At 72.1% G+C, this 22693-nt stretch carries 20 protein-coding genes; 14 read left to right on the forward strand and 6 right to left on the reverse strand.

From position 1 onward, the window contains the following. Positions 1-9: 9 nt before the first annotated feature. Positions 10-219: a heavy-metal-associated domain-containing protein gene (locus AC0VX4_RS00950; RefSeq protein ID WP_006213359.1), complete on the reverse strand. Its 210-nt coding sequence runs from the start codon at positions 217-219 to the stop codon at positions 10-12. Positions 220-844: 625 nt separating this feature from the next. On the opposite strand from AC0VX4_RS00950, the gene AC0VX4_RS00955 reads away from it, so the two are divergent. Beyond that, a complete protein-coding gene (locus AC0VX4_RS00955; RefSeq protein WP_061873204.1) occupies positions 845-1201 on the forward strand; it encodes a hypothetical protein in 357 nt (118 codons plus the stop codon). 18 nt (positions 1202-1219) lie between these two features. Here AC0VX4_RS00955 and AC0VX4_RS00960 read toward each other — a convergent pair whose 3' ends face one another. Further along, complete coding sequence (locus tag AC0VX4_RS00960; RefSeq protein ID WP_223246359.1) at positions 1220-1948, reverse strand: formylglycine-generating enzyme family protein; 729 nt, start codon at positions 1946-1948, stop codon at positions 1220-1222. A gap of 440 nt (positions 1949-2388) precedes the next feature. Between AC0VX4_RS00960 and AC0VX4_RS00965 the strand changes: the two genes are divergently transcribed. The 3 genes from AC0VX4_RS00965 to AC0VX4_RS00975 are packed head-to-tail and all read left to right on the forward strand — an operon-like array spanning position 2389 to position 4447. Next, positions 2389-3054 carry a biotin transporter BioY gene (locus AC0VX4_RS00965; RefSeq protein WP_145032600.1) on the forward strand — a complete coding sequence of 222 codons (666 nt, stop codon included), beginning with the start codon at positions 2389-2391 and terminating at the stop codon, positions 3052-3054. After that, positions 3051-3812, forward strand: coding sequence for an energy-coupling factor ABC transporter ATP-binding protein (locus AC0VX4_RS00970; protein ID WP_049147549.1), 762 nt, complete (start codon positions 3051-3053; stop codon positions 3810-3812). Before AC0VX4_RS00965 ends, AC0VX4_RS00970 begins: the two co-directional genes overlap by 4 nt. Next, entirely contained in the window at positions 3812-4447 is a 636-nt protein-coding gene (locus AC0VX4_RS00975; RefSeq protein WP_145032603.1) for an energy-coupling factor transporter transmembrane component T family protein, read from the forward strand. Before AC0VX4_RS00970 ends, AC0VX4_RS00975 begins: the two co-directional genes overlap by 1 nt. A gap of 38 nt (positions 4448-4485) precedes the next feature. Here AC0VX4_RS00975 and AC0VX4_RS00980 read toward each other — a convergent pair whose 3' ends face one another. Further along, positions 4486-4938, reverse strand: coding sequence for an acyl-CoA thioesterase (locus tag AC0VX4_RS00980; protein ID WP_051050163.1), 453 nt, complete (start codon positions 4936-4938; stop codon positions 4486-4488). A gap of 185 nt (positions 4939-5123) precedes the next feature. On the opposite strand from AC0VX4_RS00980, the gene AC0VX4_RS00985 reads away from it, so the two are divergent. Both AC0VX4_RS00985 and AC0VX4_RS00990 read left to right on the forward strand, forming a co-directional pair. Then, on the forward strand, positions 5124-5909 hold the full coding sequence (locus tag AC0VX4_RS00985; protein WP_145032606.1) for a hypothetical protein: 786 nt from the start codon (positions 5124-5126) through the stop codon (positions 5907-5909). Continuing rightward, positions 5906-7633 (forward strand): hypothetical protein, encoded by a 1728-nt coding sequence (locus AC0VX4_RS00990; RefSeq protein ID WP_145032609.1) that lies wholly within the window; start codon positions 5906-5908, stop codon positions 7631-7633. The genes AC0VX4_RS00985 and AC0VX4_RS00990 overlap by 4 nt, the downstream gene beginning before the upstream one ends. Positions 7634-7678: 45 nt before the next feature. On the opposite strand, the gene AC0VX4_RS00995 is transcribed toward AC0VX4_RS00990, so the two are convergent. From AC0VX4_RS00995 to AC0VX4_RS01005, 3 genes are all read right to left on the reverse strand, one after another. Then, a complete protein-coding gene (locus AC0VX4_RS00995) occupies positions 7679-10210 on the reverse strand; it encodes an HAD-IC family P-type ATPase (protein ID WP_060775418.1) in 2532 nt (843 codons plus the stop codon). A 93-nt stretch (positions 10211-10303) separates the two neighbouring features. Then, positions 10304-10870: a DinB family protein gene (locus AC0VX4_RS01000; RefSeq protein WP_060775419.1), complete on the reverse strand. Its 567-nt coding sequence runs from the start codon at positions 10868-10870 to the stop codon at positions 10304-10306. Positions 10871-11122: 252 nt separating this feature from the next. After that, complete coding sequence (locus AC0VX4_RS01005) at positions 11123-11728, reverse strand: TetR/AcrR family transcriptional regulator (RefSeq protein ID WP_060775420.1); 606 nt, start codon at positions 11726-11728, stop codon at positions 11123-11125. 218 nt (positions 11729-11946) lie between these two features. Between AC0VX4_RS01005 and AC0VX4_RS01010 the strand changes: the two genes are divergently transcribed. From AC0VX4_RS01010 to AC0VX4_RS01045, 8 genes are all read left to right on the forward strand, one after another. Beyond that, positions 11947-13629 carry a long-chain-fatty-acid--CoA ligase gene (locus AC0VX4_RS01010; RefSeq protein WP_060775421.1) on the forward strand — a complete coding sequence of 561 codons (1683 nt, stop codon included), beginning with the start codon at positions 11947-11949 and terminating at the stop codon, positions 13627-13629. A 45-nt stretch (positions 13630-13674) separates the two neighbouring features. Further along, positions 13675-14889, forward strand: coding sequence for an acetyl-CoA C-acetyltransferase (locus tag AC0VX4_RS01015; protein ID WP_060775422.1), 1215 nt, complete (start codon positions 13675-13677; stop codon positions 14887-14889). A 46-nt stretch (positions 14890-14935) separates the two neighbouring features. Next, on the forward strand, positions 14936-17113 hold the full coding sequence (locus AC0VX4_RS01020) for a 3-hydroxyacyl-CoA dehydrogenase NAD-binding domain-containing protein (protein ID WP_060775423.1): 2178 nt from the start codon (positions 14936-14938) through the stop codon (positions 17111-17113). Then, the gene (locus AC0VX4_RS01025; RefSeq protein ID WP_020623933.1) at positions 17110-17961 is read left to right on the forward strand and encodes a CoA transferase; all 852 of its coding nucleotides are present in this window, start codon (positions 17110-17112) and stop codon (positions 17959-17961) included. The genes AC0VX4_RS01020 and AC0VX4_RS01025 overlap by 4 nt, the downstream gene beginning before the upstream one ends. A 46-nt stretch (positions 17962-18007) precedes the next feature. Beyond that, a complete protein-coding gene (locus AC0VX4_RS01030) occupies positions 18008-19189 on the forward strand; it encodes an acyl-CoA dehydrogenase family protein (RefSeq protein ID WP_060775424.1) in 1182 nt (393 codons plus the stop codon). Positions 19190-19229: 40 nt separating this feature from the next. Next, on the forward strand, positions 19230-20810 hold the full coding sequence (locus AC0VX4_RS01035; protein WP_230955767.1) for a long-chain-fatty-acid--CoA ligase: 1581 nt from the start codon (positions 19230-19232) through the stop codon (positions 20808-20810). Between the two features lie 112 nt (positions 20811-20922). Next, positions 20923-21864: an HNH endonuclease gene (locus AC0VX4_RS01040; protein WP_145032615.1), complete on the forward strand. Its 942-nt coding sequence runs from the start codon at positions 20923-20925 to the stop codon at positions 21862-21864. Positions 21865-22002: 138 nt separating this feature from the next. Then, entirely contained in the window at positions 22003-22674 is a 672-nt protein-coding gene (locus tag AC0VX4_RS01045; RefSeq protein WP_136941089.1) for a hypothetical protein, read from the forward strand. Positions 22675-22693: the final 19 nt, after the last annotated feature.

Below are 22693 nucleotides of genomic sequence, written 5' to 3' on the forward strand. Positions count from 1 at the left end.
CGGCCTTCATCAGACGCGCACCGCCGAGTAGCCGGCCTCCTCGACCGCCGCGAGGACCTTGGCGTCGTCGATCTCGCCCTCGGCGGTGACGTTGAGCTTGCCGGTCTGCGCGCTGACTTGGATGTCCTGGACGCCGGGGATCTCGCTGACCTCCTCGCGGATCGACATCTCGCAGTGGCCGCAGGTCATGCCCGTCACCTGGTAATCGTTCGAAGCCATCAGGTGTCCTCCTTGTATGTCGGGTTGTACGTCGGGAGTACCCCTACCGGGTACGTGTACTAGTCAAACGTATACCCATGTCAGGTATTCCGCAAGGAGGGAGGCGATCGTGTGAGCTGCATTGCGCAAGTGCTGCAAACAATGGTTGGAGCGTCCGAGGTGTGCCTTGTGGTGCACCGATGCTGCGGGGCGATCCGCTGGGTTCTGGCGCTGCGCGTCGGAGAGTAGTGACCCCTCGGCTCATCAGAACCGTGGACTGCCTTGCCGCATCGACGAAGGCAGCGAAGACTGGTACGAAACCGACTCGCGCCCAGACCCGTCAGTGAGTGGGGTCAACGCTCGGGAAGCGCGGTGCCGGAGACCCCAGGCAGGGGTCTCTGACGGTGACCCTGGTGAAGGCGCGCGGGCGCAGCAGCACGGGGACAGTCAGTGGCCGGGCCGATCCCGTGGAGGACGTCGTCACCCTCGGGGTTGTCGAGATGCAGCAAAGACTGCACGCGACTCGCCGTGAACCGTTCGGAGAGGGGGCGGGATCCGGTGTGTGAGGGAGCCTGGCCGGACGCCCCTGCCGTGCTGGGGCGGGGAGCAGGCTGGGGTATCGAGTCGACAACTCTAGGCTGTCACCGTGACCACTGTTTTAGATCACCTCCGCGCTGATGACCGCGAGCACGTCGGGTACATCGAGATGACCGACGAAGGCCTCTTCATCCCCTACGACCTCCTGCGTCGGCGATGCGGTGAACCCATGGAGTCGACCGAGGCCGAAGAACTGCTTGACACCGTCGGTTTGCAGGCGTTGGGCGAACAGTGGCTGCTTCGCACCGAGGGTGACGCATGGGTGCCCGTGGGCATCCAGGAGTTCTCACGAGAGGCCGTCACAGTGGCGCCGCGGCTCGATGACAGGGCGGTGGCCAAGGCGCCGGATCTCACCGCGACGGTGATGTTGTCGTTGCCGACGGATCGGCTCCGTTCCGCCGAATGAGGCTGGGCGGTTCCCTTCTCAGGCGAAGATCTCCCGCAAGGGTGTCCACCCCACGGGAAGCGGCCCGCAGATGGCGGCTCGTTGCCTGTCTGCCTCATGGGACCAGCCCTGAGCTTGTCCCGGGCTGCCGACCAGACCCCGGGCCAGGCGGAGTCCCACGTCCTCCAGGACGGCGTCCGGGGCGCTGCCCCGGCGCACTGAGGCGCGCACGCTCCAGGGTTCATCCGCCCAGCCACCCCCGCGCAGACTGCGGTAGTCGCCGTAGCGGGCGGGATCGGCGTAGTCCCAGCACCATTCCCAGATGTTGCCGAGCATGTCGTGCAGACCGTGCGGGTTGGCTTTCTTCATGCCGACGGGCTGGGGGCCCTCAAGGTGGTCGAGGCTGGTCCAGGCGATGTCTTCAAGCGGCCCGTAGGTGGGCGAGGTCGTTCCGGCGCGGCAGGCGTACTCCCACTCGGCCTCGGTGGGCAATCGGTACCCGTCAGCGCTCGTGTTCCAGGTGACGGAGCGTCCGTCCCCAGCATGCGTGTAGGCCGGCTGCAGCTCTTCAGCATTGGATAGCTCGTTGCAGAGGTTGATGGTCTCGAACCATGTCAGAGGCGTGAGCGGGCGTCCGGTGCTCCGGTCACGGAGGGGGTGCACGGCCATCTCGAAGGGCTCCAGTTCCACATCCCGTGTGGTCCCGCGACGGGCGTCACGCAGGGTGATTTTTCCCGAAGACAGGGTGGCCATGGAGGGCTGGTTCATGGCGTCAGCGTCGCACACGGGCTGACTGGAGAACCACGAGCTGCACCCGGACAGGGTTCAACTGTCAATACCTAAGTGGCTCGTGGTCGTATGAAACATATTTGCGCGTTTGTGAAATCTTCGCTGCATCTCGACAGCTGCACCCGGACAGGGTTCAACTGTCAATACCTAAGTGGCTCGTGGTCGTATGAAACATATTTGCGCGTTTGTGAAATCTTCGCTGCATCTCGACATCAGGCGCTTCCTGGCGTATGAAACATATTTGCGCGTTTCTGAAATCTTCACTGCATCTCGACAGCCCGGGAGCGCACCCCGGCCGCCCTCACCTCCGCCCCTGCAGTAGACTCCTGAACACTGTTCAACTCGTCGGGCACTCGCCATGCGCCCAGCGCCTCGGCTGAGCGCCCCCTCGCACTCGCTTCCGCACCAGGAGTCCCTCCATGAGCACTTCCGTGCCCTCGTCCCACGACGGCCACGTCCGCCCCGCGGCCACCACGCCGGCGGACCGCCCCACCGACGCCGGCCGCCCCCGTCGCGGTTCCGCCGGCGGCAGCCTCGCGCGCATCGCCGTCATGACCGCGTTGATGGCCGTCCTCGGTCTGGTGCCGCCGATCGCCGTCGCCGGTGTGCCCGCCCCGATCGTGCTGCAGAACATCGCCGTGATCCTGGCCGGTGTGATCCTCGGCCCGTGGCGCGGGGCCGCCTCGATGGCGCTGTTCGCCGGCCTCGTGGCGCTCGGCCTGCCGCTGCTCAGCGGTGGCCGCGGCGGCCTGGGCGTGTTCGCCGGCCCGACGGCCGGCTTCATCCTCGGCTGGATCCCGTCCGCGCTGATCGTCGGCCTGATCTTCTGGGCCCTCACCTCCCGGGCCCGTCCCGGCCTCGGCGCCGGACGGGTCGCGCTCGGGGCGGCCGTCGCCGGGCTGATCGGCGGCGTCGTGATGGTCTACTTCTTCGGCGTGCTCGGCTTCGTGGGGCTCGCCGGGATGGAGTTCGGCGCCGCCGTCCTCTCCATGGCCCCGTTCGTGCCCGGTGACCTGATCAAGCTCGTCGTGGCCGTCATCCTCATCGTCGGCCTGTGGAAGGCCTACCCCCGCGCCTTCCGATGAGCCCGGACCGCTCCGTCACCCTCACGGGCGTCCGCGTCGAGGCCGACGGCCCCGAGGGCGTCGTCGTGCTCCTCGACGGCGTGGACCTCACCCTCACGGCCCCGCGCGTGGCGGTGATCGGGGAGAACGGCTCCGGCAAGTCCACGCTGGCCCGCGCGATCGCCGGACTGGCCGACGTCGTCGCCGGGGAGGTGAGCGTGCACGGGGTGGACGCCGTCCGGGACGTGAAGGCGCTGCGCCGCACCGTCGGCTTCGTGTTCGCGAACCCGGCCGCACAGATGGTCATGCCCACCGTCCGGGAGGACGTGGAGCTGACCGTGAAGTCGCTCAGGGACGACGCCGGCCGCCGCCTGACCCAGGACGACGTCGCCGCGCGCGTGGCCGCGGCGCTTCAGGAGCACCGGCTCACCGCGCTCGCGGACCGGGCGTGCCTGTCCCTGTCCTCGGGGCAGGCGCAGCGGCTGGCCATGTGCTCGGTGATGACCGCCGGGCCGTCCCTGGTGATCGCCGACGAGCCGACCTCCCTGCTGGACGGCCGGCACCGGCGGATCGTGGCCGACCGGCTGCTGGCCGCAGACCCCTCCGCCCCGGACGGGTTCCAGCTGCTGCTGGTGACCCACGACCTCGAGCTGGCCCGTGCGTGCGACGAGGCCGTGTGGATCCACGGCGGCCGTGTGGAGCGGACCGGCCCGGCCGAGGACGTGGTCGAGGCGTACGAGCGCTTCCTGGACCACGCCGTGGCGGCGGAGCTGCGCTGATGCTCTCCCTGTACATCCACGGCGACTCGCCCCTGCACCGCGCCCGCGCCGGCCTCAAGACGGGCCTGTTCGCGGTGTGGGTGCTGGCCCTGACCCTGCTGCCGCTGTCCCTGTGGACCGCGGGCGCCGCCGTCGTGGGCGCCGTGACCGCGTATCTCGTGGGCTTCGGGCTGCGGCGCGGTGCGGCGATGATCGCCTCCGACCTGCGCGCTCTGTGGCTGTTCTACGTGGTCCTGTTCGCGGCGCAGTGGATCTTCACCGACGCGTTCGCCGCCGGACTCATGGTGGCGCGCGTGCTCGGGCTCGTGCTCACCGCGCAGGTGTTGACGCGTACCACCCGGATCGCGGACATGACCGGGGTGGCCGAGGCGGTGCTGCGTCCGGTCGAGCGGATCCCGTGGGCGGGGCCGCGCCTGGCGCGGGCGGGGTTCCGCGCCGACCGCGTGGGCCTGGCGATGGGCCTGGTGCTCTCCTCGATCGGCCACCTGCGCGCCCTGGCCACCCAGATCCGGCATGCACAGGCCGCACGGGGGGTGCGGATGGCGCCGTGGGCCTGGGTGCTGCCGCTGCTGGTGCTCAGCTTCAAGCACGCCGACGACGTCGGGGACGCCCTGGCCGCCCGCGGCATCGACTAGAGCCGCCCGTCCTCCCGCGTTGGGGGCGGCGGGCCGGCTCAGAGGGGGTTGTCCAGGGGCAGACGGTCGCGGTCGTAGGTGATCTCGGTGAAGCCGTGGGGCACGGGCTTGCCGTCCTCGCCCAGGGACACGAACACGATCTTGTCGATGGTCAGGATCATCTCGCCGGTCACGATGTTCCGCACCTTCGCCCGCATGCTCAGGGACGTGCGCCCGAACTCGGTGGCGCGCAGGCCCATCTCGATCATGTCGCCCTGCTTCGCCGAGGCCAGGAAGTTGATCTCCGAGATCAGCTTCGTCACGCACCGCGGGTTGCCCAGCTGCAGGGTCGCGTAGATGGCCGCCTCCTCGTCGACCCAGCGCAGCAGCGAGCCGCCGAAGAGGGTGTTGTTCGCGTTGAGGTCCTCCGGCTTGACCCACTTGCGGGTGCGGAAGTTGACGTCGTCGTGGGCGGCGCGGTCGGCCGAACGGGTGAAGAGCGTGGAGTCCATGGCCCCACGGTAGAGCGACGCCGACGCCGGCACGAGGGAGGGCGCCCGATGCGGAGATGCGCTCGACCAGGCCGTAGGGTCGCCGACAGGGATCCGCAACGGAGCACACAGGAGGGACCCGACCGACGACCATCCGCCCCCACCCCGACCCCGCCACACCCGACGCCACCTGGCGCGATGTGCCGGTGCTCGGCTTCACGGTCGCCGCCGGCGTCGCCGTCCTGTTCTGCCTGGTCTGGCTGCTCCGCGACGGGCTCACCACCGACTACACGTGGGGGCTGCTGCTGTCCCCGGTGCTCATGGGTGTGGCCGGGGTGGCGGTGATGGTGCTCTGGGAGCGGCTCCTCGCCCGCGTCCCGCGGCTGGCTGCCACGCTGGTGGCCGCCGTCGCCCTCCTGGCCTTCGTACTGGTGCTCGCCTGGTGGCTCGTCGAGGTGAACGCGCAGACGCACCTGTTCACCGGGAGCACGCTCTGGCTGCTCGCCGTCGCCCCGGTCTGCGCGGCCCTCGCCTGGCTCGCGCACCGGCTGCTCCCGGCGGCCCGCCGGCCCGTGGGGGAGCCCCCCGCCGCCCTCGACGACGACGCCTGGGCCCGCCGCCTCGCCGGCGTCCTGCGGCTGCGCAAGGACCTGCCCGACGCGCGGGTGGCCGAGATCGTCCGTGACGCGCGGGCACGCGGGGCCGCAGCCGGGCGCCCGCTGGCCGAGGAGCTCGGCTCCCCGGAGGCGTACGCCGCGGGCTTCCGGAAGGACCGGGTCGCCGCGCCCCGCCGGCGGGCCTGGGCGGTCACCGCGCTCGTCGTGCTCATCCTGGCCACCCGTCTTCCGGGCGTGGTGGCCGGGGAGCGGCTCAGCGCGTGGGACGTCGCGTACCTGCTGGTCGCCGTCGTCGTGCTGGTGTGGGAGTGGCGCGACTACCGGGCGGCGGTGCGTCGGGCCCGTGCCGACGTGCCCGCCGAGGAGGGCCGGTGACCGCCCCCGGCGTCCACCGCGCCGTGCTGGACTTCGCGGACGCCCGCGGCGTCCCGGCGGACCGGGACTGGGCGCTGCGTGCCCGCGAGGCCCTCACGGCGGACGGCGTGGAGGACGCCGCCGCCGCGTCTGCGCTGGCCGAGGCGTGCGCCGCCGTCGCGCGGGCGGGGGAATCCCCCGAACAGCTGCTCGGCGCGCCCGAGGCGTGGGCGGCGCAGGTGCGGCTGGACGCCGTGGACGAGGGCCGGCTCCTGCAGGAGATCGGCCGGATCCGGGGCCGCGACGTCCTGCCCGGCGCCCTCGGCCATGCCGCCGTGCTCGCGCTGCTCCTGGCCGTCGGCGGGGTCGCCGCGCAGGAGTGGGTCCTCCCGCTCGACCGCCGGCTGTTCCTGCTGCCGGGCCTCGTCGCCGGGGCCACGTGGTGCTGCGCCTGGGTCTGGGACGCCGCCGCCCGGCGCCGATCGCGGGCCGCCGCCCACGCCCGGGCCTGGCCGACGGCCGCCCTGCTGTTCGGCGGGATCGCGGCGGCCTGGGCCACCGTGGACCTCGGCGCGCCCGTGCTGCACCGCGCCTGGCTGCTCCTCGCCGTCCCCGGCTACGGCCTCGCCTGGCTCCTGACCGCGTGGGCCGCGCGCCGGGACGCCGTCGAGCCGGCCCTCGCCGTCGACCTGCCGGACGAGGCCTGGGCGGCCGAACTCGGCGGCGTCCTCCGCGCGGACCTGGGCCTGCCCGACGCGCGGGTGCGGGGCGTCGTGCGCGAGGCGCGCGCCCACGCGGCCGCGGCCGACGCGTCCCTGGCGGAGGAGTTCGGCGCCCCGGCCGCGTACGCGGCCCGGTTCCAGCGGCGGTCGGTGGCCCGGACCGACGCCCTGCCGTTGCTCAGCACGTCGGCGGCGGTGCTCTTCGCCCTCGTCGTGGCGGAGCTGGCGGCCCGGCCCGTGGCGGGCCCCACGCGATCCGGCCCTGTGCTGGGGGCGGTGGTCTTCACGGCCGCCGCCGCCGGCGGCTGGTGGCGGTACGCGCGCGGTCGCGGGGCAGGATGGGGCACGGCGTCTGCGCCCCCGGCGGACGCGACCGGTGAGCCGCCGCACCTGTCCCGTGCCCAGGTGGCGGGCACCGCGAGCCCGTGGGCGCTGCCCGCCCTGGCCCTGGCCGCGGCCGCCGCGTGCGCGCTGGTGACGGCCGCGTCGGCGGCCGCGGAAGGGCATGGCGAGCTCACGCTCACCGCCCTGCTGCTCGCGGCCCCCGTGCTGGTGGCCGCGGCGCTCGTGGCGGGGCTCCTCGCGAGGGCGGGCCTGGCCCGGGTGACCGGCGGCTGGGGCGCGGCCCTCGGCGGTGTCCTCACGGCGGGGTTCGTGGCGGGCCTGCCGCTGTGGGCGCTGGACCGGGCCGGTCGGGCGCCGCTGGGCTCGGTGCCGGTGTGGGCGGTCCTGCTCGTGGGCCTCGCCCTCACCGCCGCCGCGGTGCGGACGCACCTCGCCCTGCGCGGGCGGGCCCGGGCGTGGCACGCCGCCGCGGGCGCCGGCCCAGACCGGGCCGACGTCGTCGGGAGGCTGCGGGCACCCGTGCTGCAGTCCGTCCTCTGCGCCGCCTTCGCCGGGGTGGCCGTCCTGCCGGCCGCCGCCGAGGGCGGGGCCGCCGCGCCGCAGACCTGGGTGGTGGGCGGCCTCGCCGTGTTGATCGCGGCGCTGGGCTGGGCGGACTGGGCGCGCGCCCGCCGCTGACGGCGGGGCCGGTCCTGCGGGCCGCCCTCACGGCCCGCCCCGCCCTCACGCCCCCGCGGCGGTCAGCACCCGCGCCACGTGGCGGCGGTGCACCTGGTGGATCAGCTCGATCAGCCCGCACCCGAGCGCGGCGATCACCAGCGCGGCCACGAGCACGTCCGTGGGCGGGACCTCCATCTGGTGGTACCAGCGGGAGACCGGCACCAGCACGACGGCGGCCAGCACCGCGTACATCGCCAGGATGAGGACCACCACGCGCGCGCTCAGCGGCCGGGACATCACGCTGAGCACCCACAGGCCCAGCAGGGTCAGGGTGATCATGAATGCGGCCTGCTGGCGGGCCAGGTCGACGTCGCCGGCGGTGAGGCGCACGTACGTCTGCAACGCCACCATGGACAGCAGGATCACCGCGCCGGAGGGGATCGCGAACCGCAGGGCCCGCCCCAGGAACCCGGGCACGTAGCGGCGCGGGTTCGGCAGCAGGGCGAGGAAGAACGTGGGCGCGCCGATCATGATGAAGTCCACCGTGGAGGCCTGCCGCGGCAGCAGTGGGAACTGCCACGCGAACAGGGAGAACACCACGCCGAACAGCAGCGCGTACGTCGTCTTCGTCAGGTAGATGTGGGCGAGCCGCTCCATGTTCGCGATCACCTGGCGGCCCTCGCCGAGCACGCGCGGCAGGCGGTCGAAGCGCCCGTCCAGCAGCACCATCCGGGACACCGCCTTGGTGGCCGGGGCGGCGTTGCCCATGGCGATGCCCAGGTCCGCGGTCTTCAGGGCCAGGGCGTCGTTCACGCCGTCGCCGGTCATGGCCACCACGTGCCCGCGGGACTGCAGTGCCTGGACCATCGCCTTCTTCTGGTCCGGGCTGACGCGGCCGAACACGCTGTGCTCCGCCATCACGGCGGCGAGCTCCCCGGGCTCGTCCGGCAGGGTGCGCCCGTCGTAGGCCTGACCCGCCACCTCGAGGCCCACCTCGCGGGCCACGGCGGCCACGGTGCGCGGGCTGTCCCCGGAGATCACCACGGTCCGCACGCCCTGCGCGTGGAAGTAGTCGAGGGTCTCGGCGGCGTCCGGGCGCACATTCTCGCGGAACGTCACGACGGCGACCGGGACGCCTCCGGCGGGCAGCGCATCCCCGATCAGGGGCTCGTCCGTGCGGGCCAGCAGCAGCACGCGGCGACCGGCGTCCGCGTCGGCGTGGACCTGGGCGCGGACGGCCTCGGCGGCCTCGGGGCCGAGGAGCCGCTCGTCCACGAGGGCCTCGGGTGCGCCGAGCAGCCACGTGCCGGCCGCGGCCCCGGCCTCGGGGCCGAACGCGACCGCCGACCACCGGCGCGCGGAGGAGAACGCCACCTGGGCCGCGGGGTCCACGGCCGGGACGGCCGTGAAGGGCTCGCGCAGGGCCGCCGCGGTGGGGTTCACGTCCGGGTCAGCGCCGAACCAGGCGAGCACGGCCCGAGCCCCGTCGCCGACCTCGGCCGGGGCGCCGTCGTCGTGGGCGTCCGGGGACGCGTCCGCCGAGGCGGGCGCGGTGAGCCGGTCGAACCGGACGCCGCCCTCGGTGAGGGTGCCGGTCTTGTCCAGGCAGACGGTGTCCACGCGGGCCAGGACCTCCACGGCGGGCTGCTCCTGGATGAGGACCTCCTGCTGGGCCAGCTTGAGCGCGGACACGGCGAACGCGATGGTCGTCATGAGCGCCAGGCCCTGCGGGATCATGCTGGTCACCGCCGCCACGGACGCGATCAGCGCGGGCTCCAGGGCGGCCTCGCGCGGCTGGGACAGGGCGTGGGACCAGCCGCCGACCGCCGTCATCTGGCCGTGCACGATCACCGCGATGATCGGCACCAGGGCGATCGTCAGCCAGCGGGCCACCTTCTCCAGGGCGCCGCGCAGCTCCGAGCGGATGGCGGAGTAGCGGCGGGCCTCGGCGCTGAGCCGGGCCGCGTGCGAGGCCGAGCCCACCGCCGTCGCGCGCACCAGGCCCGCGCCGGCCACGACGGCCGAGCCCGAGAGCACGGCGTCCCCGGGGGTCTTGGGCACGGGGTCGTTCTCGCCGGTGAGCAGCGCCTCGTCCATGTCCAGGCCGTCCGAGACGAGGACCTCGCCGTCCACGGGCACCTGGTCGCCGCGGCGCAGCACCACGACGTCGTCCCGCACGATCCGCGCCATCGGCAGGGGCACGCGCGCCCCGTCCCGGATGACGAGGACGTCGTCCTGGTGCAGCAGCGCGATCCGGTCCAGCTTCCGTTTGGCCGAGTACTCCTGGACCACGCCGATCACCACGTTGGCCACGGCCGCCAGCGAGAACAGCAGGTCCAGCCAGCGGCCCATCAGGATCACGACGACGGCGCACAGCGCGATCGCCAGGTTGAACAGGGTGAACACGTGCACGCGCAGGATCTGCCCCAGCGAGCGGGACGTGTCCCGCGACTGGACGTTGACCAGGCCCGCGGCCTCCCGCTCGGCGACCTCGGCGGCGGTGAGCCCGGTGATCCCCGCCGCGCCGGTGAACCCCAGGCCCGTCCCGCTCTCGGGGGCGGACGGGTGCGCGGACGCAGGGGAGGGGGAGGCCATGGCACAGAATCTACCCAGCCGGCGCGGGGCCGGGCATCCGACGTGGGGATGAACCCGGGTGCGACCGTGGGCGGCACTGCGGGTGGGGCGGGCTCACTCGCCGGCCTGGCCGTCGATCCCCTCGCGCAGCAGGTCGGCGTGGCCGGCGTGGCGGCCGTACTCCTCGATCATGTGGGTGAGGATCCACCGCAGCGAGGCCGGGTCCCGCCCCTCCCGGATCCGGTGGGCGCGGGCCAGGGCCGCGGCGCCGTCGTCGCCGTCCGCCGCGAGCAGGTCCACCACGATCTGCCGGGACCGCTCCACCTGGCCCTGCCAGAGGGCGCGCAGGTCCGCCGCGGAGTCCTGCGCCGCGCTGTTCCAGTCCCAGTCGGGGTCCGCGTCGAAGTCCGCACCCACCCAGGGCTCCGAGGTGGGCTCGCCGAGGGCGACGGCCTCGAACCACCAGAACTCGACGAACGCGAGGTGCTTGAGCAGGCCGCCGAGCGTCATCGCGGACGGGTGCCCCGGCAGGCGGCGGTGCAGCGCGGCCGTGTCCAGGTCCGCCGTCTTCCACTCGATCGTGGCGCGCAGGAAGTCGAGGAAGCCCAGCAGGGTGGCGGCCTCGCCCGCGGCGAAGGGCGGCTCGGGGCGGCCCTGGTCGTCGTAGAACACGGTGGTCATGGCGGCCAGGCTACGCCCCACCCGCGTTGTCGTTCGGGATACGGCGCGTCCGGGGGCGGGGCGCTCGCGGACCTGGAACGCGTGCTGTCGCTCTGAGCCTGCAAAGTGCGCTCATACCGGCCGCAGGCGTTCCCAGAAGGGGCGGGCCGGCGTCGTCGGGACCCAGGAGGACCCGGAGGAGCTCTGCGGGGCGCCCGAGGACTGGGCTGCGCAGGCGCACGCGGACGCCGCCGCGGTCGGCGGCGCTCCTGCTCACCGCGGCGGATCCACCACGAGCCGCGCCCGCGGGCTCGCCTGCTCGGCGGCGTCCTCCTGGGTCTCGGCGATCCGGCGCCAGATGCGGTCCGCCGACGGGTCGACCAGGAGGTGCCCCATCTGCCGGATGACGGTGCCGAACACGGACGTCGGCATGCTGCGCCGCGGAGCGAAGCCGGAGCGGCGCAGGCGCTCGGTCTGTTCCGTGGTCAGGTCGACGAGGCGCTCCAGCAGGGACTCGGTCTCCCCGCCGGCCTCCAGCAGCGAGCGGCGCACATAGGCCCCCACCACCGGGTGCTCGGCCAGCAGGGCCGCGAACGCCGCGTCGCGGGCCGCGGACACCTCCTGTGGGGTGCCCACGAGCGGGACCTCGTCGAGGGTCGTTGCGATCAGGCGCAGCACGTCGTCGTCGACGGCCCGGGTCAGCCCCGCCTTGCTGCCGAAGTGGTGCCGCACCAGCCCGGGGGCGACGCCGGCCCGTTGCGCTATCTCGCGGACGCTGGCCATCTCGACCCCCCGCTCGGCATACAGCTCGAGGGCCGCCAGGCGCAGGCGCGCGGGGGAGGAGAGGTCGTCCTGGTCGAAGGGCAGGAGGGTGTTCATCGGGTCCTCGGGGCTGGGTCGGCGGATGGGATGGCCCGTGGTCGGGAGACGAGGATGCGGGGGCTTGCTGAACCCTACGGCAGAGATCGAAACGCCCCCCGCGCCCTTCTTGCACGCTAGTGCAACATCGTGCTTGAGTGTGCAACATACGCCCCGTGAGGCACGTCACAGATGACTGCCGCCCGCCTCCGCGACCACCACACCTCCCAGGGGGACCCATGCAGACCACCGCCACCGTCCTCGGCACCCCGTCCACCATGGGCGACGACGAACAGCTCACCACCACTCGCCTCCTGCGGGACGCCGCCCGGACCTTCGGGGATCAGCAGATCATCCACACCCGCGGCGGCGGCTCCCCGTGGCAGAGCACCACCTACGCGGCCGTGTGGGAGCGGGTGCGCCGCATGGCCGCGGCCCTGCGCGCCGAGGGCGTCGGGCCGGGGGACCGGGTCGGCCTGCTGCTGTGGAACGACGTCCGCCACCTCGAGTCCTACTTCTCCGTCCCGCTGCTGGGCGCGACCATGGTGCAGCTCAATCTGCGCCTGGCGCCCACGGACCTGGCCTACGTGATCACCCACGCGCAGGTGGGGACGATCGTCGTGGACGAGACCCTCCTGGAGCTCGCCGCCGCGCTCGAACCGCACCTGCCCGGCGGCGTCCGCTGGATCGTGGCCGGCGACGGCGAGCTCCCCGCCGACTGGGCCGGTCGCGACGACGTGCTCTCCTACGAGGCCCTCCTCGACGGGCACGAGCCGCTGGAGACAGCGGGCCTGCCGAACGTGAGCGAGCGCTCCGCCTCCGGCGCCTGCTACACCACGGGCACCACCGGCCGCCCCAAGGGCGTCTTCTACTCGCACCGGGCCACCTGGCTGCACGCGCACGCCGTGGTGTCCACCCTGGGCATGACCATGGCGGACACCGCCCTGCTGCTGACCCCCATGTTCCACGCGCAGTGCTGGGGCCTGCCGTTCGCCGCCGTCGCCGTGGGCGCGCGCCTGGTGCTGCCGGGCCGGTTCAACCTCACGGACACCCCGTGGCTGACCTCCACCCTCGTGGACCACGGCGTCACCGTGGCCCCGGCCGCACCCGCGATCCTCATGCCGATGCTCCAGCACCTCCGCACCCTCGAGACGCCCCCACGGATGGACGGCGTGCGCCTGCTGTGCGGCGCGACCGAGCCCCCCGTGGCCATGATGCGCGGCTTCGACGAGCTCACCGGCGCGGAGGTCATCCACGCCTACGGGGCCACGGAGACCTCGCCCATCGTCTCCCTCAACCGCATGAAGCCGAGCCTCATGGACACCCTCTCCGAGGACGAGCGGTGGAACCTCAAGCGGTTCCAGGGCCTCGTCGTCGTCGGGGTGGACGTGAAGATCACCGACCCCCTGGGCGAGCTGCTGCCGCCCGGCGAGGAGAACGTGGGCGAGATCCGCCTCCGCGGGCCCTGGGTGACCACCTCCTACGCCGACAACGCCGAGGCCACCGAGGCCGGCTTCGACGACGAGGGCTACTGGCGCTCCGGGGACCTGGGCTACCTCTCCCCGGAGGGCTACCTCAAGGTCACCGACCGCCTGAAGGACGTGGTCAAGTCCGGGGGCGAGTGGATCTCCTCGATCGACCTGGAGAACCACATCATGACCGTCCCCGGGGTCCGCGACGCCGCCGTGATCGGCGTCCCCCACCCCCAGTGGGAGGAGCGCCCCCTGGCCCTCGTGGTGCGGGACGAGGACTCCGGTGTCGACCAGGACGCCGTCCTCGCCGCACTCGCCGAGCGCTTCGCCACCTGGCAGCTGCCGGACGAGGTCCGCTTCGTGACGGAGATCGACCGCACCGGCGTCGGGAAGGTCAACAAGCGCAAGCTGCGCGCCGACTACGCCGACGCCCTCACCTCCGGCCGCTGACCGGCCCGCCACCTCCCCAGACCCACCCCGACCCCAGGAGACCCCGTGACCCAGGACGCCTTCCTCTACGACGCCCTCCGCACGCCGCGCGGTGCCGGCAAGCCCTCCGGCTCCCTCCACGAGGTCAAGCCGATCGACCTCGTCGTCGGCCTGACCCACGCGCTGCGCGACCGCCATGAGGGGCTCGACCCCGCCGACATCGAGGACATGATCCTCGGCTGCGTGAGCCCGGTGGGCGACCAGGGCGCGGTCCTGCCCCGCGTGGCCGCCCTCAAGGCGGGCCTGCCGCAGACCGTGGCCGGCGTGCAGGTGAACCGGTTCTGCGCCTCCGGGCTCGAGGCCGTGAACCAGGCCGCCGCCCGCATCCGCTCCGGCTGGGAGTCCCTGCTCGTGGCCGGCGGCGTGGAGTCCATGTCCCGCGTACCCATGGGCTCCGACGGCGGCGCGTGGGCCATGGACCCGGCCACCTCCCTGGCCACCGACTTCATCCCGCAGGGCGTCTCCGCGGACCTGATCGCCACCCGTGAGGGCTTCAGCCGCGCAGAGCTGGACCGCTTCGCCGCGCAGAGCCACCGCCGTGCTGCGGCGGCGTGGCAGGAGGGCCGGTTCGCCCGCTCCGTGGTCCCGGTGACGGACATGAACGGGATGACCGTGCTGGACCGGGACGAGACCATCCGCCCCGACTCGTCCGTGGAGACCCTGGCCAAACTCAAGCCCTCCTTCGAGGCGCTGGGCCGGGAGGCGGGCTTCGACGCCGTGGCGCTGGAGAAGTACAGCTCGCTGGCGGAGATCGAGCACCGGCACCACCCCGGCAACTCCTCGGGCATCGTCGACGGCGCCGCGCTGACGCTGATCGGCTCCGAGGAGGCCGGCCGGCGGGCCGGGATGAGCCCGCGGGCACGGATCGTCTCCGCCGCCGTCGTCGGCTCCGAGCCCACCATCATGCTCACCGGCCCCACCCCGGCGTGCCGCAAGGCCCTCGAGGTGGCCGGCATGACCGCCGCGGACATCGACCTCGTGGAGATCAACGAGGCGTTCGCGGCCGTGCCGCTGCTGCTGATGAAGGAGATGGGCTGGACCGAGGAGCAGACCAACGTCAACGGCGGCGCGATCGCCATGGGCCACCCCCTGGGGGCCACCGGCGCCATGATCCTCGGCACCCTCGTGGACGAACTCGAGCGGCGCGACCTGCGGACCGGCATCGCCACGCTCTGCATCGGCGCCGGCATGGGCGTCGCCACGATCGTCGAGCGCGTCTGAGCGCCCCACCCACCCGACCGACCAGCACGGCAGGAAGAGCACCGGCATGAGTGAGCACATGATCACCTGGGACCAGGACGCCGACGGCGTCGTCACGCTGACCATGGACGACCCGCAGGCGCGGGTCAACACGATGAACGAGCGGTACCAGGACGCGATGGACGCCGTCGTGGACCGCCTGGAGGCGGAGCGGGACACGGTGACCGGCGTCGTCCTGACCAGCGCGAAGACGACCTTCTTCGCCGGCGGCGACCTGGACTCCCTGGCCCAGGCCGGCCCCGAGGACGTGGAGTCCGTGTTCGCGCTGACGCAGCGGGTCAAGGGCCAGCTGCGCCGCCTCGAGACCCTCGGCCGCCCCGTGGTCGCCGCGATCAACGGCACGGCGCTCGGCGGCGGGCTGGAGATCGCGCTGGCCTGCCACCGGCGCATCGCCGTGGACGACCCGGGGCTGAAGGTCGGCCTCCCGGAGGTCACCCTCGGCCTGCTGCCCGGAGGCGGCGGCATCACCCGCCTGGTGCGCATGGTGGGCGTGGAGCGGGCCCTGATGGACTGGCTGCTGCAGGGCACCGCCCGCGACGCCCGGGCCGCGAGGGAGAAGGGGATCCTCGACGAGGTCGTGACCGACCCCGCGGACCTGGTGCCCGCCGCCAAGCGCTGGATCCTGGAGCACCGCGACGACGCCGACGCCGCCGTGAAGCCCTGGGACGTCAAGGGCTTCAGGATCCCCGGCGGCACCCCCGCCCAGCCCTCCTTCGCCGCCCGTCTGCCCGCGTACGCCGCCACCCTGCGCCGGCAGCTCCACGGCGCGGACCTGCCCGCCCCGAAGGCGATCCTCAGCGCCGCGGTGGAGGGCTCGCAGGTGGACTTCGACACCGCCTCGCGCATCGAGACCCGGTACTTCGTGTCCCTCGTGACGGGCCACACCTCCTCCGCCATGATCCAGGCGTTCCACTCGGACATTCAGGCGCTGCGCTCCGGCGCGGCCCTGGGCGGTCCCTTCCGCGAGCGCAGCACGATCACCACGGCGGCGGTGCTGGGCGCCGGGATGATGGGCGTGGGCATCGCCCACGCGCTCGCACTCAACGGCGTGGACGTGATGCTCAAGGACGTCAGCCTGGAGGCCGCCGAGCGCGGCCGTGAGCGGGTGGGCGCCCTCCTCGAGGGGCGCGTGGCGAAGGGGCGCATGAGCCGCGAGGACGCCGACGCCGTCCTGGCCCGCGTGCAGCCCACCGAGGACTATCAGGACCTCGCGCACGTGGACGCGGTGATCGAGGCCGTGTTCGAGGACGTCGAGCTCAAGGACTCGGTGTTCGCGGAGGTGGAGAAGGTGGTCGGCCCGGACACCCTGCTGTGCAGCAACACCTCCACGCTGCCGATCACCCTGCTGCAGGGCCCGCGGGAGCGGCCCCAGGACTTCATCGGCCTGCACTTCTTCTCCCCGGTGGACCGGATGAGGCTCGTGGAGATCATCCGTGGTGAGCAGACCTCCCAGCGCACGGTGGAGCGCGCCTACGACCTGGTGCAGCAGATCCGCAAGCTGCCCATCCTGGTCAACGACGGGCGCGGCTTCTACACCTCCCGCGTCTACGGCACGCTCGTGCTCGAGGCCGCGGCCCTCGTGGAGGAGGGCGTGGACGCGCAGCGGATCGAGCGGGCGGCCCGCCACGCCGGCTTCCCCGCCTCCCCGCTGGCCATGATGGACGAGGTCTCCCTGACCCTGATCCAGCACATCCGCCGCGAGGAGGAGAAGGCCGTCGCCGAGGCCGGCGGTGAGCGTCCGGTGCGTCCGGGCGAGCGCCTGGTGGAGCGCATGGTGGACGAGTTCGGCCGCCCGGGCCGCGCTCAGGGCGCCGGCTTCTACGAGTACCCGGAGCAGGGCCCCAAGCACCTGTGGCCGGGCCTGGCCGAGCACTTCGCCACCGGGGCGGACGTGCCCGAGCAGGACCTGCAGGACCGCCTGCTGTACCGCATGGCCATCGAGACGGCCCGCTGCTTCGACGACGGCGTCCTCACTGACGCCCCCTCGGCGAACCTCGGCGGCGTGTTCGGCATCGGCTTCCCGCCGCACACCGGCGGGCCCGTGACGTTCATGACGCACCGCGAGGGCGGACCGGCCGCGTTCGTGGCCCGCGCCGACGAGCTGGCCGACCGCTACGGCGAGCGGTTCCGTCCCGGCGACGCCCTCCGGCGGCTGGCCGAGCGCGGCGAGGGGCCGGGCCGATGAGCGCCGCACCGCTGGCCGGGGTGCGCGTGGTGACCATCGCCCTGAACCTGCCCGGGCCCGTCGCCGCGGCCCGCCTGCAGGAGCTGGGCGCCGACGTCGTCACGGTGCTCCCGCCCAGCGGGGACCCCGTGGCCACCCTGGTGCCGGCCCTCTACGAGGAGCTGCACCGCGGGCAGTCGGTGCGCACCGTGGACATGAAGTCCGAGGCCGGGGCCGCCGAGATGGAGCAGATCCTGGCCGAGGCGGACGTGTTCCTCACCTCCCACCGCTCCGGGGCGCTGCGCCGGCTGGGCCTGGACGCCGACGCCGTCCGCGCCCGCCACCGGCGGATCTGCCAGGTGGACATCACCGGATACGACGGGGACCGCACGGACGTGCCAGGCCATGACATCAACTACCAGGCCGCGGCGGGCCTGCTGGCGCCGGGGGCTCCACCGCGGATCCTCGCGGCGGATCTGCACGGTGCCGAGCGGGCCGTCTCCGCCGCGCTGGCCCTGCTGTGGGCCCGCGGCGCGGACGGGGACGGCGGGCACGCCACGGTGGCGCTCGCCGATGCCGCGCACGCCCTGGCCCTGCCCAACCGGCACCGCATGACGGGCCCGCGCAGCCCCCTGGGCGGGGCCCTGCCCCACTACGGGGTGTATCCGGCGGCCGAGGGCCATGTGGCCGTCGGTGCGCTCGAGCCGCACTTCGCGGCCGCGCTCGTGGCGGGCCTCGGGCTGGACGCGGACGGGGACGTCCGCGCGCAGCTCACCGAGGCCCTCTCCCGGCACGACGCCGCCCACTGGCAGGCCTGGGGGGAGGAGCGGGGCATCCCGCTCACCGCCCTGGCCAGCCCCACCGCCTGACCCCCACGACTCAGCACCACCCACGAACGACCTCAAGGAGCCCCTGATGACCACCACGGATTCCCGCACCCGCTCGCTGACCGACGTCGACGTCCTCGAGTACCACCGCCTCCTGCCGCCCGAGCAACAGGAGAAGCTCACGGAGATCCGCGCCGCCCTGGCCGAGATCGTCACCCCGCACGTGGCCGAGGCCTGGAGCCGGGACGAGTTCCCGCACGAGATCGCCCGCCGCGTCGGCGAGCTGGGCTACAACCACATCAGCGGCATGACCGAGGACCCGCTGTTCCGCGGGCACCTGATGGCCGAGCTGGCCCGCGCGGACATCTCCCTCAGCGTGTACTTCGCCCTGCACAACGACCTCGTCGGGGCCACCCTGGAGGCCCTGGGCTCGGAGGAGCAGAAGCAGACGTGGCTGCCGGGCCTGTACGCGATGGAGTACACCGGCTGCTTCGCGCTGACCGAGCCGGAGCACGGCTCCGACGTCGCCGGCGGCATGGCCACCACGGCCCGCCGGGAGGGGGACGAGTGGGTGATCAACGGGGCCAAGCGGTGGATCGGCAACGGCACCATGTCCCGCATCGCGATCGTGTGGGCCCGGGACGAGGAGGACGACCAGGTCAAGGGCTTCATCGTGGAGACCGACACCCCCGGCTACGAGGCCACCAAGATCGAGCACAAGACCGCGGTGAAGATCGTCCAGAACGCGGACATCACCTTCACGGACGTGCGCATCCCGGCGGAGAACAAGCTGGAGAAGGCCAACACCTTCGCGGACACCAACGTGATCCTGCTGGGCTCCCGCAACGGCCTGGGCTGGCAGGCCGTGGGCGCGCAGCAGGGCATCCTCGACGCCGCCCGCCGCTACGCGCTGGCGCGCACCCAGTTCGGCCGGCCGATCGCCGGGCATCAGCTGGTGCAGTCCCTGCTCGTGCAGATCGCGGCCAACCTGGCGGCCACCCTGGGCATGGCGCACCGGGCGGTGCAGCTGGAGGCCGCCGGGGAGGTGTCCATGACGCAGGCCTCCCTGGTGAAGCTGAAGACCTCCCAGATGTGCCGTGAGTCGGCCGCGCTGGGCCGGCAGATGATGGGCGGCAACGGCATCCTCGCCGACGCCGGACTCGGCCGGTTCTTCTGCGACGTCGAGGCGATCTTCACGTACGAGGGCACCTACGAGGTGAACTCGCTGATCGTGGGCCGCGGCCTCACCGGACACTCCGCCTTCCTCTGACCCCCGTCTGACGTCCGTCCCCACCAGATCAGGAGCCACCGTGACCACCTCCGAGACCCCCGACACCTCCGCGACCACCCATGGCCGGCCCACCGAGCGCCGGGGTCATGTGGCCGAGCTGCTCTCGGCCACCGTGGCCCGGCAACCGGATGCCGTGGCCCTGCGGATCGGCGAGGCCCGCATGACCTACCGCGAACTGGACCAGGTCACGGCCGCGACGGCCGGCTGGCTGCGCCACCGCGGGGTGGGCCCGGGGGACCGGGTGGCCGTGCTGCTGCCCAACGTCCCGGCCTTCGTGGCGGTCTACGAGGCGCTCATGCGTCTGGGGGCGGTGATGGTGCCGCTCAACCCGCTGTTCACCGCCCGAGAGCTGGGGTACTTCCTCGAGGACTCCGGTGCGCGCATGCTCTGGGCCATGCCCGGGCTGCCGGCCGTGGCCGAGGTGGCCGGGAACGTCGACGTCGAGGTGGTCACCCTGGACCTCGAGGCGGTCGGGCGGGAGTGCGCCGCCGAGGGCATCGCCCCGGTCACAGAGGTCACCCCGCGGGACCCCGACGACGACGCCGTCCTGCTCTACACCTCGGGCACCACGGGGCGGCCCAAGGGTGCCCGCCTGACGCACACGAACCTGCGTTCCAACGCCATGGCGACGGCGACCGGCCTGGGCCGGCTCGGCCCGGACGACGTCGTGTTCGCGGCGCTGCCGATGTTCCACGTGTTCGGGCTCTCGGTGGTGCTCAACGGTGCGGTGTTCGCCGGGTCCACGCTGTCCCTGATGCCGCGGTTCGAGCCGGAGGCCGCCTACGACCAGCTGCAGGACCACGGCGTCACGTTCCTGCCCGGCGTGCCCACCATGCACGGGGCGTTCCTCACCGTGGCCCGGGCCCGCCGTGAGGCCGGGGCCGAGCCGGCGGACTTCTCGAGGCTGCGCATGCCCCTCTCCGGCGGTGCGAGCCTGCCGGTGGAGACGCTGCACGCCGCCGAGAAGCTGTACGGCGTGCCCGTGTTGGAGGGCTACGGGCTGTCCGAGAACGCGGGTGCGTGCTTCTTCAACCCCGTGGACGCTCCGACCCGCCCGGGCACCGTGGGCCGGCCGGTGGACGGCTTCGAGTTCCGGATCGTCGCGATGGACGGCACCGAGGTGCCCGAGGAGGACCTCGAGACCTCCGGTGAGCTGCGCATCCGGGGCGAGGGCATCATGGCCGGCTACTGGGGCCGCCCGGAGGACACGGAGGCGGCGTTCGACGAGGACGGCTGGTTCCTCACCGGGGACATCGCCCGCCGGGACGAGGCCGGGTACGTGATGATCGTGGACCGGCTCAAGGACGTGATCATCCGCGGCGGCATGAACGTGTACCCCCGCGAGGTGGAGGAGGTCCTCTACGAGCACCCGGACGTGGTCGAGGCCGCCGTAGTGGGTGTGCCGGACGAGCGGCTGGGCGAGGAGATCGCCGCCTTCGTCTCCCTGGCCCCGGGCAGCGCCGCAACGGGGGAGCAGCTCCAGGCGTTCGCGGCCGAGCGGCTGGCCCGCTACAAGCAGCCGCGGGAGGTGACCGTCCTGGACGGGCTGCCGAAGAACGCCACGGGCAAGATCCTGCGGCGCGAGCTGCGCCAGGGGTGAGGGGAGAGGGCTACGTTTCGTGAGGGGCGGGCGTCAGCGGAAGACAGCAGGGCGTTGTTACGCTGCGCCCATGTGATGGCCGACGAGAGGCCTTCACGGAGAGGGAGCTCGAATGGCTGAACCACTGGGACTGCGGCACGCGGCGATCACCTGGTTGGAGGAGCGCACCTTTGACCGGCAGATTCCCCTCTCCCGCGAGGATATTGCCGAGTTCCGGTGGGAGGGGGCGCCGTTCCGCTTGATTCCGTCCATGCAGGGGATTTGGAAGCCGAGGGCGTTTGAGGCCACGCTGTCGATCGTCACGACGTACCGAGCCCCGGGGCACAAGCGGCCCTATGACGATGAGGTGGGTGTCGATGGACTCATCCGGTATAAGTGGCGCGGAGACAATCCCCAGCATCCTGAGAACGTGGGGCTCCGCCGAGCGATGCAGTTGCGGCTGCCGATCATCTGGTTCATCGGCATCGGGGGAAAGCCCCCGGAGTATCAGGTGGTGGCACCGGTCTATCTGATCAACGAAGAGCCCGAGAACCAGCAGTTCGTCATGGCCCCGCTGGCGGAGGAGGACTTCGCCGTTGAGGAGTTTGAAGAGGGATGGGCGGTGCCCGCCCTGAAGCGCTACCTCATGCGCCAGACGAAGGTGCGCCTGCACCAGCCTGTCTTCCGCTCCACGGTGTTGCTGGCGTATGAAAACCATTGCGCCGTCTGCAACCTGGCTCATCCGGAACTTCTCGATGCAGCGCACATTGTGGATGACAGCCATGAGCTGGGCACGCCGACCATCGGTAACGGCATGGCCTTGTGCAAAATCCACCACGCCGCTTTTGACCGGCGGTTCCTCGGAATCCGGCCCACCGCCCGTACGCCGATTGTCGAGATCCGCCAGGACCTGCTTGATGAGGTGGACGGGCCGATGCTGCGCCATGGCCTCCAGGACCTGCACGGCAAGCCGCTCATGATGCTGCCGAAGGCTCGTGCGAACCGGCCGGACCACGACAAGCTCGTATGGGCCTACGAGCGGTTCCGGACGGCTACCGTCGCTGACGCTGCGTAACGCCAATAGATTCATGATGCCAAAAATGTATCAAAGCGGTTCTATTTGGCTAATCCGAAGGAATTTACCCATTCCCACATGCCGCCTGCAAGAGAAAGATCCAGCCACTCGAACTTGCGGCACTACCCCAATCAATAATTGGAGGGATTCAGAATAGTGTTTTTAACTGTTAGTGTTTTGGCAACAGACGCCGGTGCGGGGCCTGACTGGGTCGACGTTGGAACCCTTGCTCTCGCTGCTCTAGCGGTGATAATTTCATTGTTTGCATACTTTAGTGCGCGCAAGGCAAACGGAATTGCACGGGAGGCAAACGAAATAAATCGAGACATCGAGAGTGGCCAAGCGGGCCGGAGGGAGCTTCTAAGGCAGAAGCTTTACAGGCTTAGAGCTTCCCTCGTGGATCAGTCTCGCGTTCTAGAGTTTGAAGCGAAAGTTCTAGGCGATGAGCCTGCCGTCGGGTCTATCTCGGGTATCCCTGGTGTCGTTGCGAAACTTCGTGAGGCGATGCCGCCCATTGATGACGTTTGGACTGAAGCAAAGAATTTGAGCAACCAAGAAATTCGTACTAAAATCGAGAGGGCGCTGGACTTGGCTAGAGCCCAGGAGTCATTAATTGACTCAGCCGTCTACGTGGCTGCGCAACAAGTGCACGTCCAGCATCCTGGGCATGAGACGGGTCGGGACCTTTTGGCTATGGACTTCGGCCGCAAGCGGCGTGAGGTGTGGGACCGGCTCGGTGCCCTCGGGGGCGCGTTCGATCAGGCAATCGAGGCCATTGAACGAGCCAATGCAAATAACGCCCGTGGCTGACTGGATTACGTGGAGATTT

It is taken from the genome of Micrococcus sp. 63XJN7_8_ISO-PGPR-S23-253 (assembly GCF_056173425.1).

Bases quoted from the DNA above. Each gene is read 5' to 3' on its own strand.
- AC0VX4_RS00980 (WP_051050163.1), bottom strand. From the start codon at position 4,938: ATGGACTCCACGCTCTTCACCCGTTCGGCCGACCGCGCCGCCCACGAC.
- AC0VX4_RS01020 (WP_060775423.1), top strand. From the start codon at position 14,936: ATGAGTGAGCACATGATCACCTGGGACCAGGACGCCGACGGCGTCGTC.
- AC0VX4_RS00960 (WP_223246359.1), bottom strand. From the start codon at position 1,948: ATGAACCAGCCCTCCATGGCCACCCTGTCTTCGGGAAAAATCACCCTG.
- AC0VX4_RS01030 (WP_060775424.1), top strand. From the start codon at position 18,008: ATGACCACCACGGATTCCCGCACCCGCTCGCTGACCGACGTCGACGTC.
- AC0VX4_RS01040 (WP_145032615.1), top strand. From the start codon at position 20,923: ATGGCTGAACCACTGGGACTGCGGCACGCGGCGATCACCTGGTTGGAG.
- AC0VX4_RS00950 (WP_006213359.1), bottom strand. From the start codon at position 219: ATGGCTTCGAACGATTACCAGGTGACGGGCATGACCTGCGGCCACTGC.
- AC0VX4_RS00970 (WP_049147549.1), top strand. From the start codon at position 3,051: ATGAGCCCGGACCGCTCCGTCACCCTCACGGGCGTCCGCGTCGAGGCC.
- AC0VX4_RS00975 (WP_145032603.1), top strand. From the start codon at position 3,812: ATGCTCTCCCTGTACATCCACGGCGACTCGCCCCTGCACCGCGCCCGC.
- AC0VX4_RS01000 (WP_060775419.1), bottom strand. From the start codon at position 10,870: ATGACCACCGTGTTCTACGACGACCAGGGCCGCCCCGAGCCGCCCTTC.
- AC0VX4_RS01010 (WP_060775421.1), top strand. From the start codon at position 11,947: ATGCAGACCACCGCCACCGTCCTCGGCACCCCGTCCACCATGGGCGAC.
- AC0VX4_RS01025 (WP_020623933.1), top strand. From the start codon at position 17,110: ATGAGCGCCGCACCGCTGGCCGGGGTGCGCGTGGTGACCATCGCCCTG.
- AC0VX4_RS00965 (WP_145032600.1), top strand. From the start codon at position 2,389: ATGAGCACTTCCGTGCCCTCGTCCCACGACGGCCACGTCCGCCCCGCG.
- AC0VX4_RS00995 (WP_060775418.1), bottom strand. From the start codon at position 10,210: ATGGCCTCCCCCTCCCCTGCGTCCGCGCACCCGTCCGCCCCCGAGAGC.
- AC0VX4_RS01005 (WP_060775420.1), bottom strand. From the start codon at position 11,728: ATGAACACCCTCCTGCCCTTCGACCAGGACGACCTCTCCTCCCCCGCG.